Raw genomic sequence first — 14,104 nt, 5'->3', positions numbered from 1 at the left:
GGTCGGAGATACTTTGTAAATATGAATTCGACCGAAAGCCCTAAACCGCATTTAGTTCCCGCAAGGATTGAAGCGCATGCCGGATCAGATCCGGAAGGTCCTCCATTTGGTCCTCGTCGATTTTGCGGTTGAACCGAAGCTCGGCAGTGTTCAGGAATATGTCCGGCTCCCCGTAAACGAAACGCAGCGTCTGCACCGGCGGCTCCGCGGACTGCCACAGGCTTCGGAGGATCAGATCCGCTTTCGCGCATTGGCCGTCAACGTCGCTCACCGGCAGCTCGAAAATCAAGCTCAGCACGCAGCCCGGTTTTTCGCCCGGGATTTCCAGAATTTCCGACGCCAATTCCTTCAGGGAGGCGTAAAGCCGGATTTCGGCGGCGGCTTGCCCCTCCTCCGCCAATTCGAACCGCAACGAAAACTCGCGGGACATGAGGGCCATGTCCAGCTTGTCCGTTCGGCCGACGACCCGGATTTCGCCCGTCAGGTTGTCGAGATCGTACAGTTGGTTTTCCAGGGCGACCTTCAAATTTTCGAATACCGTAGGATCGAACATGGATAAATCGTACAACTCCTCATTCGCATATTCTTCCATCATGATATAATGATGTACTTACTTTCAGGGAGCATGCAAATCCATGATCACGATCCAGCAAATGAAATCTTTCATCGAAACGGCGGAAACCGGCAGCCTCACCAAAGCCGCCCGCAACCTGTTTGTCTCGCAGCCGGCGCTGACCAAGCAGATCGCGGCCATGGAGAAAGCCTTGGGCTGCACGCTGCTGCTCCGCAGGACATCCGGCGTCGAGCTGACGGAAGCCGGCCGCTACCTGTTCGACCGAGCGCAAGCGATCGTCGGGCTGTACGAACAAACGCTGCAAGGGTTGGATGGGCTGCTTCGCCGTTCACCGCTGCGGATCGGGGCCTTGCCGAGCTTGGCGAGCCATTATTTGCCCGAGCTGGCGGCTGCGCTGCAGGAAGCGCTTGGCCGGGAGACGGCCGTCACCGTCGGCGATACCTCCCGCGAGCTCGCAGACAAGGTGCTCCGGGGGACCTGGATGCCGCCATCGTCCAAGATTGGCCCGACGGCGAGCCCGATGAAACCTTAAGGACAGTGCCGCTGTTCATCGAGCCTTACTGGGCGCTGCTTCCGGCCGGTCACGCCGATACGGGACGCGAATCAATCGCGGTCTCCGATCTGATGAACGACCGAATGGTGCTTCACCGCGATCCGTGCGATATCCGAACCTCCCTTCGGCGCTTCTGCATCCGAAACGGACTGGAACCGAAGGTCGGCCTGGAGCTCGGTTTTAACGAACAGATCGTGCCTTTCGTCGCGAACGGACACGGCGTGTCGGTCGTCCCTGAGATGGTGGCCGAGCAACTGAACGACCCGCGGGTGAAAGCCGTGAAGCTGAGCGACGCCGGATTCGGCCGGACCGTCTGTCTAGTCGGAAGAGCCGACTCCGATGCTTCCCTGCTCGTTTTTTTCGCGGAGAAACATGCCCAGAATATCGCGGTTGACCAGGAAAATGCCGGCTAGCGTCAGCACGGTGCCCGCCGCTCCGATCCACGTGAAAGTTTCGCCTAGAAGCACGGCACCCGCGATCGTCGCGACGACCGGGGAAACGATCGTCCAGGTCGTCGGAAACATCGGGTTCGTCATCTTGACAAGCCAGTAATAAACGCCCGAAGCCGCGATCGAAGCGACGACGCTTAAATACAGGACGCTTGCCGCCGATGGGACGGATAACGCGCCTGCAGCCGGCATCCCTTCCGTGAAGAGCGAGATCGCGAATAACAGCGCGCTGGCGAACAGCATTTGGAGCCCGTTGAACATTTGCGGAGAAACGTCGCCGGCGAGCATCTTTTTCGACCGGACGACCCCGTAAGCGAACGCCCCCTCGGACAACACGATCGCGGCCATCGCGGCAAAGTTCCGCCACGCCTGCTCGCCGTCCGCGAGATCGGGAGACACGACCAAGGCGATGCCAGCGAACGACACGGCCAAGCCGGCGATCTGAGACCGCTTCAGGCGGCCGAAAATGCCGATGAATGCCGGGGATGTCGCCACCAGCAGAGACGCCATGCCGGAAGCCAAATACTGCTCGGCCCAGAAAAGCGCCGCGAACGGTATGGCCGTCATCAACACGCCTAGCCATGCGATTTCCGCATATTCCCTTGCCGTTTTGGGAAACCGGATTTTACGGTACGAGAAATAAGGCAGCAGAAGCAATCCCGCCAGGCCGAAGCGGACGGCGGCCATGAACAGCGGGGGCAAGCCCGCATTCAAACCGATTTTGATGGCCAGGAAAGTCGTCCCGAATACGAGACAAATGAATGCGTAACCCGCGATAATCACGCCGATTCCTCCTCCGATGAATAGGGAGAGTATAGCAAGCGGGAAAGGCGGCGGCGTAATACCGATTTCGAATATCGTCATAACCTCCGGTTATCGTCGGAAACGCAAACAGGCGCTGTCCCGAGCAAGGGACAAGCGCCTGCGCCATTTGCGGAAGTCAACGGTTCGCTTTGAGCTTCTGCAAGTTCAGCACGAAGTTCCCCGCGTTCATCCGGATCAATTCCTTTTCTTCCAGGTCGTTCAGCACGTATTGCAGCTCGATCAGCTTCACGCCGACCATTTGGGCCAATTCGTTCAAATCGAGCGGAAGCTCCACTTCGATCGCGTTTTGAGTTCGTCTGCCATGGCGGTTGGCCATATTGATCAGACTCGTGATCACGCGCGTTCGCGCGTCGAAGACGGTCAGATCCCGGATATGCTGGTGGGTGTCGCGGATCCGAGCGATAATTTCGCGCATGATCGTATGGGTAATCTCGAAATGGTTGCCTAGCAGCGTCATGAAGTTTTCTTGCGAGATGACCAGCAGCTCGGTTTTTTTGAGCGTCTGGGCCGAAGCCGAACGGGGCTTGCCGTCCAGCAGGGAAAGCTCCCCGAAGCTGTCGCCGGGACGGCACACGGACAGCGTCTTCTCCTGGCCTTCCGGATGGTTGATGTAAATTTTGATCGCGCCCTTGAGCACGACGAAGAAGGAATCTCCCGGATCGCCTTCGCGAAACAGCACTTGCCGGCCGTCGTACTTGACGATGGTGAAGTTCGCCATCAGCAAGTCCATCTGCTCCTCGCTGAAGCTTTCGAACATCGGGATGCCCTTGAGCACGTGGTTCAAGGTTTCCTTCTGCTTGCCGGTGAACGCCGGAGCCGGAGCGGCGGGTTCGGCCGGGACTTCCGCGGCTTCCACTTCCAGAATCCGCACGTTGTATTTGACGAGCACGTGAATCTGGTTTTGCGTCAATACCATGCCCCTGACGGCGAGCTTCATGCCGGTGCCGGAGTAGATATCTTTATCAAGTTTCATGCCGACGCGGGCGAGTTCGATAGGAATGATAGGCATGGTCGACGCCACCTTGGACGGGAATATCTACTTATTCGCCGAAAATCCCGGAAATTCCTGCATTTTCGACCCTTGCGGAGATTACGCCGATTCAATTGCACCGCGGCCTGCTTGCCGCTGAGCTGGATGCCCGTCGCCGGCCGGCCGGCATGCGAGAGCGCGGAAAGGAGCGACTGGAGAACCTCTTTCGCGAGGGGTCCTTCTTTGCCTTGGATTTTCACCACGAACAGCACGGAATCGCCGGACTTCAGGATCCGCTCCGCTTGCTGTCTTTTGGTCTCGAGGTCGTGGTCTTCGATCCGCGGGGTCAGGCGGATTTCTTTCAGCTTGGAAGGCTGCTCGCGCTTGCGTGCCTGCTGCTCTTCTTCTTTCGCCTTGCCGGCGGGGACAAGCTTCGCCGGCGGCGGGCTGCTCATGAGCGACGTGCAGACGAGATCGGCTTTCAGCTTGCGGGCTTGCTCCAGCGCCTCCCGCGTGGGGACGATGCCGAGGTCTTCGCCGTCGATGCCGGTGAGCCAAACCTCGGAGGCTTTGATTTTCTCATTGAGGATCATGGGTACCCCTTCGTTTCGTTGAATTGTTCATCTTGCTTCGCATTATAACCGAACCGGGCGGCCGACGTCGTCCGGAATGCCGAATTTTCCCATGCTTGGTGCGACTACGGAGGAATTTTGTAGAACCGTGTCAAATAATACATGACACACCTATGACGTGGAGGCCGAACCCTTTGTCCATCAAAGCGAAGCTTGCCCTGCTGATTTCGCTGATCGTGACCGTGATCCTCACGATGAATATATCCATCTACTATTTCACTTCCGAATCGGAGCTCAGAGCCAACGCCGAACAGCAGATGGTCACGATCTCGAAGCAGATCGGAACGACGCTGGAAGCGACCGAAAAATCGAGGAATTTCATCGAGGACATGATCGGCGAGACGCTGCGCAACGTGGCCATCGCCGCCAAGAGCGAGCTCGATCCGCATATCGAGAACGTAACCAACGAACAATTGGCCGCGTTAAGCCGCAAACTGGGCGTCGACCATATCACGCTCTGGGTGCGGACCTCCGATAACATCATTGCCAAACGCTCTTCCGAACCGAAGGAAATCAACCTCCAGTCCAATACGTGGGACTACTGGTACACGGCGTTCCAGCAGTTGTTTGCCCGTCAGCCCGTCACCGTCAAGCAAGGACAGAAGCTGAAGGATTATTGGTCCGGCCCGTTCCAGTACTCCACCTCCGACGCCAACCGGATCGACAAATGGGGCTATTATTACGACGGCACGACGGATTACATGATCAACCCGTACATCGACGCCAAAAGGCTGATCGCGTTCGAAAACGACAACGGAACGAACCAATTGATCCGCCGCCTCCTTGCGGACAATCCCAACATCCTCGGCGTCGCGGGATTCGACTCGGATTTTTTCGGCAAACCTCCGATCCTGAAAGAGAAGGACGGCAAACTGGTCCAAAATCTGGACGTGCGCGAAGTCGTATTCGGCGAGTACACCTATCAAGACGGGGAGCAAGACGTAGACGCGGTACGGACGTCCGCCGTATCGGGGGACGTCGTTTCGACTTTCGGCGAGATTAACGGCAAGGACATCATGAAAAGCTTCATCTCGCTTGGACGAGGATCGCCGTACGTCATCGGAGTCACATTCGATTACGGGGCGATCGAGCGCGTGCTGAACCGCCAGCTGCTTACACAGGCGCTTATTTCCCTCGGCCTCATCAGCGCGGCTTGGATGGCGAGCTACTTGATCGCCGGACTGATCATCCGTCCTTTGCGGCAGATTTTGCGCAACGTCGACGAAATCGCCCAAGGCCGTTTCGGTATTAAAATCCCCATCCGCCGCCGGGACGAACTGGGACTCCTCTCTTCCCGCGTAAATATGATGGCGGACAGTCTGCAGGTTTACACGGACCGGCTGAAAGATACGGCGGAAGAACTGCGGGGAACGAAGGAATACCTCGAGTCTTTCGTGGGCCAGACGTCCGACGCCATCCACGTGACCGACTTGGAAGGGCGGGTCACCCGGGTCAACCGGGCTTTCGAGAAAATGTTCGGCTGGAGCGAGGAAGAGCTGCTGGGTCAGCCGCTGTCGCATGTCTCGGAGGAATACGTGAAGGATTACGAAGACATTCACCGGCGCATCATGCGGGGTGAATCGGTTGCCGACCACGAGACGGTGGGCATCACCAAAACGGGAGAGCCGATCGACATGAGCATCACGGTCTCGTCGATCCGCGACGAGCACGGGGAAATTGTCGGCATTGCGGAAATCGCCCGCAACATTACCGCGAGGAAACATACGGAGGAAGTGATCCGCCGGTCCGAAAAATTGTCCGTGATCGGACAGCTGGCGGCCGGCGTCGCGCATGAAATCCGCAATCCGCTGACGACGGTCCGGGGCTTCGTACAGCTGCAGCAGCAGACGGGGAAGCTGACGGATTCGCATCTGGATGTCATGCTCTCCGAGCTGGACCGCATCAACTTCATCGTCAGCGAATTTCTCGTGCTGGCGAAGCCGCAGGCCAAACAGTTCCAATCCGTGGACCTGCGGGGACTGCTGAACGACATGATCACGCTGCTGGATCCTTTGGCCGGCATGAGCCAGGTCCGGATTGATCTCCGATCTTCCGACGGCGTTCCGGACCTGAAATGCGAGCCGAATCAGCTCAAGCAGGTATTCATCAATCTCTTGAAAAACGCCGTCGAATCGATGCCGGACGGCGGAACGGTCATGATCGATCTGGCCTATGAACCCAAGGATAAGAAAGTCGTCCTCTCCATCGCGGATCAAGGCTGCGGCATCCCTGACGCGGACATGCCTCGTCTGGGAGAACCTTTCTTTACCAGCAAGCAGGACGGCAACGGTCTCGGTTTGATGGTCTCGCAGCGGATCATCGCCAACCACAAAGGTACGATGGCGATCTTCAGCCGTCTTGGAGAAGGAACACGCGTGGAGATCAAGCTGCCTGTGGCTTGATCTCTATTTTTTCGCTTGCTGCAACGCATGAATGCCGGCCAGAAAAGTGTCCACAAGCAGTCGAAAGCTTACGTTAAGGTCAAGGGGGATGCCGAAACCTCCTTGCTGCTCGATGGAGGCGAAGCCGTGCACGAGGCTGCGGAATCCGCGCACGGTGTGGATCGCCGCGTCATCCTTCAGGCCATACGCTTGCAGCACCTGTACCACGACCTCGACGACCTCGCCTGCCGCCCGCTGCACCTCCGGATCGGTCATGTCCGGGTAGCGGCAGGTCGCTTCGTAAACGCCCGGATGGCTGCGCACGAAACCCAGATAGGCTTCGGCGAGCGCTCGCACGGCGTCGTCTTTGGCTTTGCCGATCGCCGCGCGCTGCAACGCTTCTTTCAGTAACGTAAACCCGTACAAAACCAATTGCTGCCGCAACCCCGGCAGCCCGTTCACATGGTTGTAAAGCGAAGGCGAACGGATGCCCAGCTTCTGCGCCAATACGGCGAGGCTAAGCGCCTCCACTCCCTGGGCGTCGGCGATTTCGGCCGCCGCCGCGAGAACGCTTTGGCGTTCCAATCCGATTCTGGCCATGCCCCGATTCCTCCCGATCTTATGATTTGGCTAAGCTGCGTGCCGCTTCTTCGATGGCTTGGTCCAAAGCCGCCGCCGGCTTCTCGATCATGGTCCCATGACCGACTGCGAGCAGGCTGGGGTTGAGCGCCCTTAATCTCCTAACGCTCTCCAGAGACGCTTGCTTGTTCCACGTCGCGAAAGCGGGAAACGGAAACCACGGCTTGAATTGACCGGAAACGGCCACGCCGCCGCGCGTCTGGAGGGCGTCACCGGCGATGAGCGCTCCGTTCCTCGTATCGTAAAAAGCCATGGAGCCGGGCGTATGGCCCGGCGCGGCCACCGCGAGCAGAGAACCGACGCGGTCGCCGTCCTCCAGCAAGACGTCCGGGCGGGTACGGATGTTTTTCGGCACCCCGCCGCGGATCGGCATCTCGGGCTCCCCGGGCTCGAGCCCCCGGTCTCCGGCCAGCAGCCGGGCGTCCCGGCGCGAGATTTGAACGGGCACGTTCGGAAGGGCGCCTTTCAGCGCATCCAACGCCCCTACGTGATCTCCGTGTCCGTGGGTCAATAGGATCCGCACGATCGGTTTGCCGATTTTGCGCGCCGCCTCCAAGATCGCGACGGCGCTGTTGGGAAGAGCTGCGTCAATCAGCGTGAGACCGTCGTCTTCCTCCACGAAGTAGCAATTGACCGGAAACACCCTCGGCAGAAACGCCAGTTGATAGACCGTACCCATTCGAGTCATTTTCATCTCGGGTTCTCTCCTCTGTTTTATGATTATATACCAAGAAAGTCGGTGACGAACGAGAGGCACAGCAGAAGGCCCATCGCCAGACCTGCCGTCCACGCCCGGCCTTTGCGCATCGAATGTGCGCTTCTTCTTCTGAGCGACATCGCGTACATGAGGCATCCGACCGCAACCAGCGCTATCTCTGCCGCCGCGCTCCATCCGGGATATTTCCACAAACCGAAACCGAGCAGCGGCAAATCGCCGGCATTGCCCGGCAAAATCGGCATATCCGTCCGGTGAACGACCAAGTCGAGCACCCAATGGCTGGCGACGACCGCCCCGACGGTCACGCCCCCGCGCCTTCCCCATGCCTTGGCGGCCGCCCATCCCGCAAGGACCGAGATCAGCAGCATGCCGACCAGCGAATGCGTGTAGTCCGCATGGATGACGGCCTCGCCGTAGTGGGTTCCGCCGCTCGAATCGATCGTTTCGACATCCGTCAGCATCAGAGGCACGAACAAAATGTCGAGCAGCTGCGTAGCCGCCATCAGCGCCCAGAGAGGGACGTTGGGGCTTTTCGCGCGCACGGCGGCGGCGACTCCGAAATGTCCCGCGAACATTCAAACCCCCTCCTTCGAAGACGTAACCGAAGCGTCCAGCCAACCGCACAAACCTATGAATAAAACGAGAAACAAAATGAATGACATGTTGAATCTCCTTCATAACTAATATCGTTAGTTTTATAATAACTAATGTAATTAGTTTTTGTCAACACGGAAAGTACATATTCTTTGAGCGGCTTTGCCTCAATCTCAAAATGGATGCAAAAGTGCATCTATTTCGAGGTTCTCCCAGGGCCAGATCCCCAAACATGCAAAAATACATTTATTTCTCGGTAAAAACGACATATGAGCCCTTACGATACGAAATTCCTGCACGAGTGCACCTTTTCACTTCGGATCCATGAATTCGTCTAAAAATAGATGTACATACGCAGTTTTTGCACCATAAGCGGAGAACGAGGTGTTTTCCGCACACAAAAAAGAGCGCGAACCGATAAGGTTCGCGCTCTTGTCAGCGTCAGGATGCCGTGGCTTCATTCTTGCGTTTTTTGCGCATCCCGAGCTTGTCTAAGTAGTACGTGATGACGACGAATACGCCCATGATTCCAAAATAGGTGAGCAGTACGTTCACCGGACTCTCGCCGCCGGGACCGCCTTCTCTCCTGCCTTCGAAACCACCTCTCTTGCCCTCGAAGCCGCCCTGAGGAGGGGTTGGCCGTTCGCCGGTCCCGCTCCCTTTTTGGAAACCGGCTCCATCCCCCATGCGGAATTTGCCGCCTTCCATCCCTTGAACGGATCCTGCGTTGAACAGAGAGGAAGCCGCCGAGCTCACGCGCTGCGGGAAATTTTGCGTGTACATCTGGTACCCGCCGAACAGCAAGATTGCCGCCGCCACCAGCTTGAGGACCACGCCGACCACAGGAGGGGACGTTTTTTTGAAATCCCTCTTCACCACGCCCATGACCCAATGCCAATGCAAGCCCACGTGAATGCCGACCAGAATGAGCACGATGAACGAAACCCCGATATGCGTAGGTTTGAACCACATTTCGTTGCCGGCGTTCAGGTTCGGGAACACGACTCTCGAAATGAGAATCCCGCTGACGATAATGAACGTCATGGTCACGAGGAGCAGGAGGTTCAGCAGGTAGCCGAATCGGGTTTTGCCCGGCAGCTTGCGGTCGAACAGCTTCATCGTCACTCTCTTGACCCAATTGACGTTCAGCAATACGTGAGTGATGAACGCGATCCCGATGCCAAGACCCGCTATCTCGTGAAACGTGAGTCCTCCGAGCACCCGGTCGTTGAATAAAAGCACGAACGTAATCGCCATTGCCAAATCCAATATGAATTTGACGTACGTTATTTTCTTCATGTACAGCCATTTCTCCCATCTCTTTGTCATGGCCTCATTGTGGCAAACGAAGCTTAAATAGAAATGAGGGCAAACTGAAGGGTTTCTGAAAGTACGATCGAATTATATGATCAAATCATAACGGGAGCAGGTTAGCCTTTCCATTCCCTCCCTCCAAAGGAGCTGGATCTCGCATGGGGCCATTCGCGAAGGATTTGCTGAAGGACAAAGTGATTCTGATAACCGGCGGAGGTACCGGACTCGGCCGGGCCATGGGCGAGGCGTTTCTCGAGCTCGGGGCTAAGCTTGCGATCGCAGGCCGGCGGGAAGAAGTGTTGAAGCAGACTGCCGGGGAAATGGGCACCGACGGGAAAGAGGTTTATTTCAAAAGCTGCGACGTCCGCGATGCTGCGCAAGTCCAAGAGCTGGTGGAAGCGGTGGAGCGGCATTACGGGAAAATCGACGTGCTCGTGAACAACGCCGCAGGCAATTTCATCAGCCCGACGGAACGGTTGTCGCCGCGGGCGGTCGACGCCGTGCTGAACATCGTGCTTCACGGCACGTTTTACGCCACGCTGGAGGTCGGCAAGCGATGGATCGAAGCCGGGCACGCCGGCACGATGCTCAATATCGTGACGACATACGCCTCCTCCGGATCCGGCTTCGTCGTGCCATCGGCGGCCGCCAAAGCCGGCGTGCTCGCGTTAACCCGGTCCCTCGCGGTGGAATGGGCCCGCTACGGCATCCGGCAGGTCGCCATCGCGCCAGGCCCGTTCCCAACGGAGGGCGCGTGGTCCCGGCTGTCTCCGACTCCGGAGCTGGAGCAAAAAATGGTGGATCGCGTTCCGCTCGGACGGGTGGGCAGCCCGGAAGAGCTCGCCCATCTGGCGGCGTTCCTCGTGTCCGATTACGCCTCCTACATGAACGGGGAAGTCGTCACGATCGACGGCGGCGAATGGCTGCGCGGAGCCGGCCAGTTCAACGACCTGCTCGAGGTGACCGGCGAGCAATGGGACCGACTCGCCGAGTTGACCCGCAAAGGGAAATGAGCCGGCGCGCCCCGCGGTGCCAACGCCTTCCAAACACGGAAAAAATCTAAATTGCGAATCGGGACGAAGAGGCGTAGGATTATTCCTTGCGAATGTTCATCTATCCATCATAGATAAGGAGATCCTGCCTCATGAATCCACTCTCGCGAAAAGCAACCGTCTTGCTGATCGCGTTTCTCGTCGTCGTGTGGGGTGTATCCTGGCCGATTTACAAAATCGCTGGACTACACCCCTCCGCTGTTGTTCGCCGCCCTGCGCACGCTGCTCGGAGGTTTGCTGCTGGCGGTTCTATACGTATCTAATAGGAAAGAGATCCAGTGGAAACGGAATTGGCCGATCTATGTGATCTCTTCCGTCTTTAACGTTTCTCTCTTCTACGGCCTTCAAACGGTCGGACTGATGTACGTGCCGTCCGGCCTCTTCTCGGTCATCGTCTATCTGCAGCCCGTGCTCGTCGGCATCATGGCGTGGATGTGGCTCGGGGAATCGATGAACGGGCTGAAAATATTCGGTCTCATCCTCGGCGTCGGCGGAGTGTTGGCGGTCAGTGCGGGCGGCTTGTCCGGCCACGTCGCGCTTCCGGGCATCGTGATCGGCATCCTCACGGCGATCAGTTGGGCGATCGGAACGGTATACGTCAAGAAGATCAGCGGCAGAGTCGACGCGATCTGGCTCGTCGCCTTTCAATGCATCATCGGCGGCATTTGCCTGACCGCCGCGGGATCCGTCTCGGAATCCTGGTCGGCCATCGTTTGGAACGCCCATTTGTGGACAGGCTTGTCGTTCGGCATCGTGCTCGGCATTTCGGCTTCCTGGGTCGTTTACTTTACGCTCGTCAACGCGGGCGACGCCAGCAAAATCGCGTCGTATACGTTTCTGGTCCCTCTCATCTCCGTATTTTCGGGAACGCTGTTTTTGCACGAAGCCTTCTCTGCGTTTCTCGTACTCGGCCTCGTACTGATCGCCGTCAGCATCTATCTGGTCAACCGCAAACCGAAGCCGTCCGTTCGTCCGGCAAGCGGGGTACCACTGTCTCGCAAAGCCGGATAATCCTGCAATTGAAACGGAAGCGCCCTCGTCCGAAAAGACAAGGGCGCTTTTTTCATATAATTTTAAGAACCTTCGGGTAAGATCATCGTACCGAATCCCGAAAGGACGAACCTACGATGAAATCCAACCGCACCGCCTACATTCCCGCCATTCTCGTGGCCTTAGCCAGCCTGGGCCTGCTCATCTACTCGCTGATAGGCGTCGCCGACCACGGCAGACCGCCCATGAACGGCGGGGTCCCGCCGATGCAACGGGGCGAAGACCACGGAGCCGAAGAAACCTTCAAGCTGCTGGGCACGCTGGCCGTCTATGGAGCCGCCGCCAGCTATGCCTGGCTGCGCCTGAAGCGTAGCAGAAGATCGCCCTCCCCTTTCGTCCGCTTCCTGGTCCGCTGGTTCGATAAACTGCATCAGTGGCTCGGTTACGCCGCTCTCATTTTGATCGCCGTACACGGCTTTTACTTCTTAACCCAAGCTGCGATCAAGCGGGAAACGTACACGGGCATCGCCGGGCTCGCGCTGCTGCTGTCGCTTGGCGTATACGGATTTCTCATCCGCCGGGTGAGAAACAAGCATCTGCGAAAAATCCATTTCCTGCTCGCTACGGCTTTCGCGGTGATCGCCATCATCCATGCCGGGGGAACGGCGATTATCGCCACGCTCGGCGTCGTCGCGTTCTGGGGCGTCGTCTGGCTCATCGAGCGGAAGGCCGCGCCCTCGGAGGAAACCGCAGCGTCGAACTGACCTTTTTTACGCCATCTCCGTTTCCTCGAAAGCCGCGATTTTCCGCTTCACGTCGTCCGGCAGCGGTTCGCTTTTGCCGCTTTGCTTGTCGATATACACCATCGCGCCCCGGCCGGTCGCCTTCAAGCGCCCGGTCTCGGCGTCAACCAGCGCGTACTCCAAATCGAACGACGAACGCCCCAGCTTCGCCACGCGAACTTTCAGGCTGAGCTTGTCTTTTTTGAATACCTGCGCGAGATACTGGCATTCCAAATCGGCGACGACGGAAGCGTTCCGATCGTTGAACAGCCGCTCCCCCAAACCAAGCGACTCCAAATATTCCACGCGCCCTTGCTCGAAATAAATGAAATAACTGATATTATTCACGTGTCCGAACATGTCCGTCTCGAAATAACGGGGTTTGATCGGGATCGAAAAACGGAATTTCCCCAGCCAAGCTTCGGGATCCGGCTGCACATACGAAATCGGCCTCAACGGCGCGCCCCTCTCTTACGTGATGTTTTTCCCGTAGAAAATCTCGTCCATCTCCTTCTTCAAGCTTTCCGTGATCTCCTTCTCTTCGCCCGGTTCCAGCTTATCCTTCGTGTAGCCGAACAGGTAGTTGTTCAGATCGAAATTCCGGAGCTTGCACTTGGTGTGGAAGATATTTTCCTGGTACACGTTCACGTCGATCATATCATACATCTCGATCACTTCGTCGGGGATGTAATTCTGGATCGAGCTGATCTCGTGGTCGATGTACAGCTTGTGGCCGTCCGCCGCCCGCGTGAAGCCGCGCACCCGGTAGTCGATCGTCATGATGTCGGTGTCGAACGAGTGGATTAAATAGTTGAGCGCCTTGAGCGGCGAGATTTCTCCGCAGGTTGAGACGTCGATGTCCGCGCGGAAGGTACTGATGCCGCCGTTCGGGTGGTATTCCGGGTAGGTATGGACGGTGACGTGGCTTTTGTCCAGTTGAATGACGACCGACTCCGGCAGCGGGCCCGGCGATTCGTCGTAATGCTCGGTCGGAACCTCGACGATCGGCCCCTCGGACACGAGCATCGTGACGCTGGCCCCTTGGGGGACGTAGTCCTGCTGGGCGATGTTCAGCGTATGGGCTCCGATGATGTCGGCGACGTCCTTCAGGATGTTTTTGAGCCTGTCGGAATTGTACTGCTCGTCGATGTACTCGAGATAGGCGTCCCGCTCTTCCTCGGTTTTCGTATAGCAAATATCGTACATGTTAAAACTCAAGGTCTTCGTCAGGTTGTTGAATCCGTGCAGCGTGATGACTTGCTCGGGCGTCAGCTTCATGGTCACGGCTCCTTTCGATTAGGCAATAGGTATTATTCCCCCTTTTGTTGGAAAGTTAAAAGGCGCCCGGATCGGACACCGCCAACCGCAACTGCGATCGCTCCACCGTCGCCGCGCCCCGTTTTATTGCTTTTGGGCACTAACTTCGGATTCGATCGCGAAAGCAAGGTCGTTTTATTGCTTTTCGACGCTAAATCGCCTGTTTCACCGTGGATGCGCAGGTAAAAGCAAGCTTTTAGTGTCCAAAAGCAATAACTCTGCGGTCCAGCCGATCCAGAGATCCATTTTAGTGCCGAAAAGCAATAACTTCGCGAGTGCTTTTACCTAAAAAAAAGGCGCCGCTATCGCGACGC

The 14,104-nt window shown here is 57.4% G+C and carries 14 protein-coding genes and 2 pseudogenes; 6 read left to right on the top strand and 10 right to left on the bottom strand.

Annotation, left to right across the window (positions count from 1 at the left end; genetic code table 11):
• Positions 1-40: 40 nt before the first annotated feature.
• The gene (locus tag EAV92_RS00310) at positions 41-553 is read right to left on the bottom strand and encodes a hypothetical protein (protein ID WP_123043480.1); all 513 of its coding nucleotides are present in this window, start codon (positions 551-553) and stop codon (positions 41-43) included.
• 82 nt (positions 554-635) lie between these two features.
• On the opposite strand from EAV92_RS00310, the gene EAV92_RS00305 reads away from it, so the two are divergent.
• The gene (locus tag EAV92_RS00305; protein ID WP_123039248.1) at positions 636-1,106 is read left to right on the top strand and encodes a LysR family transcriptional regulator; all 471 of its coding nucleotides are present in this window, start codon (positions 636-638) and stop codon (positions 1,104-1,106) included.
• A complete protein-coding gene (locus EAV92_RS24680) occupies positions 1,052-1,540 on the top strand; it encodes a LysR family transcriptional regulator substrate-binding protein (RefSeq protein WP_241158597.1) in 489 nt (162 codons plus the stop codon). Before EAV92_RS00305 ends, EAV92_RS24680 begins: the two co-directional genes overlap by 55 nt.
• Here the strand turns inward: EAV92_RS24680 and EAV92_RS00295 are convergent.
• From EAV92_RS00295 to infC, 3 genes and pseudogenes are all read right to left on the bottom strand, one after another.
• Entirely contained in the window at positions 1,445-2,359 is a 915-nt protein-coding gene (locus EAV92_RS00295; protein ID WP_164472568.1) for a DMT family transporter, read from the bottom strand. The two genes, EAV92_RS24680 and EAV92_RS00295, sit on opposite strands and share 96 nt — an antisense overlap.
• Positions 2,360-2,516: 157 nt before the next feature.
• Positions 2,517-3,410, bottom strand: a complete 894-nt coding sequence (locus EAV92_RS00290) for a Crp/Fnr family transcriptional regulator (protein ID WP_123039246.1) — start codon at positions 3,408-3,410, stop codon at positions 2,517-2,519.
• An 89-nt stretch (positions 3,411-3,499) separates the two neighbouring features.
• A pseudogene (gene infC / locus EAV92_RS00285) lies at positions 3,500-3,964 on the bottom strand (translation initiation factor IF-3); the annotation flags it as partial.
• 173 nt (positions 3,965-4,137) lie between these two features.
• On the opposite strand from infC, the gene EAV92_RS00280 reads away from it, so the two are divergent.
• On the top strand, positions 4,138-6,405 hold the full coding sequence (locus EAV92_RS00280; protein ID WP_241158390.1) for an ATP-binding protein: 2,268 nt from the start codon (positions 4,138-4,140) through the stop codon (positions 6,403-6,405).
• Positions 6,406-6,408: 3 nt separating this feature from the next.
• Here the strand turns inward: EAV92_RS00280 and EAV92_RS00275 are convergent, their stop codons facing one another.
• The 4 genes from EAV92_RS00275 to EAV92_RS00260 all read right to left on the bottom strand — a co-directional run bounded on the left by EAV92_RS00275 (position 6,409) and on the right by EAV92_RS00260 (position 9,634).
• Entirely contained in the window at positions 6,409-6,984 is a 576-nt protein-coding gene (locus tag EAV92_RS00275; RefSeq protein ID WP_123039244.1) for a TetR/AcrR family transcriptional regulator, read from the bottom strand.
• A gap of 19 nt (positions 6,985-7,003) precedes the next feature.
• Positions 7,004-7,717 (bottom strand): MBL fold metallo-hydrolase, encoded by a 714-nt coding sequence (locus tag EAV92_RS00270; RefSeq protein WP_123039243.1) that lies wholly within the window; start codon positions 7,715-7,717, stop codon positions 7,004-7,006.
• 26 nt (positions 7,718-7,743) lie between these two features.
• The gene (locus EAV92_RS00265) at positions 7,744-8,316 is read right to left on the bottom strand and encodes a permease (RefSeq protein WP_123039242.1); all 573 of its coding nucleotides are present in this window, start codon (positions 8,314-8,316) and stop codon (positions 7,744-7,746) included.
• 460 nt (positions 8,317-8,776) lie between these two features.
• Positions 8,777-9,634, bottom strand: coding sequence for a DUF4405 domain-containing protein (locus tag EAV92_RS00260; protein ID WP_123039241.1), 858 nt, complete (start codon positions 9,632-9,634; stop codon positions 8,777-8,779).
• A 173-nt stretch (positions 9,635-9,807) separates the two neighbouring features.
• Between EAV92_RS00260 and EAV92_RS00255 the strand changes: the two genes are divergently transcribed.
• The 3 genes and pseudogenes from EAV92_RS00255 to EAV92_RS00245 all read left to right on the top strand — a co-directional run bounded on the left by EAV92_RS00255 (position 9,808) and on the right by EAV92_RS00245 (position 12,455).
• The gene (locus EAV92_RS00255) at positions 9,808-10,662 is read left to right on the top strand and encodes an SDR family oxidoreductase (RefSeq protein WP_123039240.1); all 855 of its coding nucleotides are present in this window, start codon (positions 9,808-9,810) and stop codon (positions 10,660-10,662) included.
• 131 nt (positions 10,663-10,793) lie between these two features.
• Positions 10,794-11,712 (top strand): annotated as a pseudogene (locus EAV92_RS00250) (DMT family transporter).
• Positions 11,713-11,828: 116 nt separating this feature from the next.
• Positions 11,829-12,455: a hypothetical protein gene (locus EAV92_RS00245; RefSeq protein ID WP_123039239.1), complete on the top strand. Its 627-nt coding sequence runs from the start codon at positions 11,829-11,831 to the stop codon at positions 12,453-12,455.
• Between the two features lie 6 nt (positions 12,456-12,461).
• Here EAV92_RS00245 and EAV92_RS00240 read toward each other — a convergent pair whose 3' ends face one another.
• Entirely contained in the window at positions 12,462-12,929 is a 468-nt protein-coding gene (locus tag EAV92_RS00240) for an acyl-CoA thioesterase (protein WP_123039238.1), read from the bottom strand.
• Between the two features lie 15 nt (positions 12,930-12,944).
• Complete coding sequence (speD, locus tag EAV92_RS00235; protein WP_123039237.1) at positions 12,945-13,751, bottom strand: adenosylmethionine decarboxylase; 807 nt, start codon at positions 13,749-13,751, stop codon at positions 12,945-12,947.
• Positions 13,752-14,104: the final 353 nt, after the last annotated feature.

Origin of the sequence: Cohnella candidum (assembly GCF_003713065.1) — a bacterium.
Classification (GTDB): Bacteria; Bacillota; Bacilli; order Paenibacillales; family Paenibacillaceae; genus Cohnella; species Cohnella candidum.
The sequence above is the reverse complement of the archived record's forward strand: the minus strand, read 5'-3'. Positions and strand labels throughout refer to the sequence as shown.

Bases quoted from the DNA above. Each gene is read 5' to 3' on its own strand.
- EAV92_RS00255 (WP_123039240.1), top strand. From the start codon at position 9,808: ATGGGGCCATTCGCGAAGGATTTGCTGAAGGACAAAGTGATTCTGATA.
- EAV92_RS00245 (WP_123039239.1), top strand. From the start codon at position 11,829: ATGAAATCCAACCGCACCGCCTACATTCCCGCCATTCTCGTGGCCTTA.
- EAV92_RS00310 (WP_123043480.1), bottom strand. From the start codon at position 553: ATGTTCGATCCTACGGTATTCGAAAATTTGAAGGTCGCCCTGGAAAAC.
- EAV92_RS00305 (WP_123039248.1), top strand. From the start codon at position 636: ATGATCACGATCCAGCAAATGAAATCTTTCATCGAAACGGCGGAAACC.
- EAV92_RS00270 (WP_123039243.1), bottom strand. From the start codon at position 7,717: ATGAAAATGACTCGAATGGGTACGGTCTATCAACTGGCGTTTCTGCCG.
- EAV92_RS00265 (WP_123039242.1), bottom strand. From the start codon at position 8,316: ATGTTCGCGGGACATTTCGGAGTCGCCGCCGCCGTGCGCGCGAAAAGC.
- EAV92_RS00260 (WP_123039241.1), bottom strand. From the start codon at position 9,634: ATGAAGAAAATAACGTACGTCAAATTCATATTGGATTTGGCAATGGCG.
- EAV92_RS00275 (WP_123039244.1), bottom strand. From the start codon at position 6,984: ATGGCCAGAATCGGATTGGAACGCCAAAGCGTTCTCGCGGCGGCGGCC.
- EAV92_RS00290 (WP_123039246.1), bottom strand. From the start codon at position 3,410: ATGCCTATCATTCCTATCGAACTCGCCCGCGTCGGCATGAAACTTGAT.
- speD (WP_123039237.1), bottom strand. From the start codon at position 13,751: ATGAAGCTGACGCCCGAGCAAGTCATCACGCTGCACGGATTCAACAAC.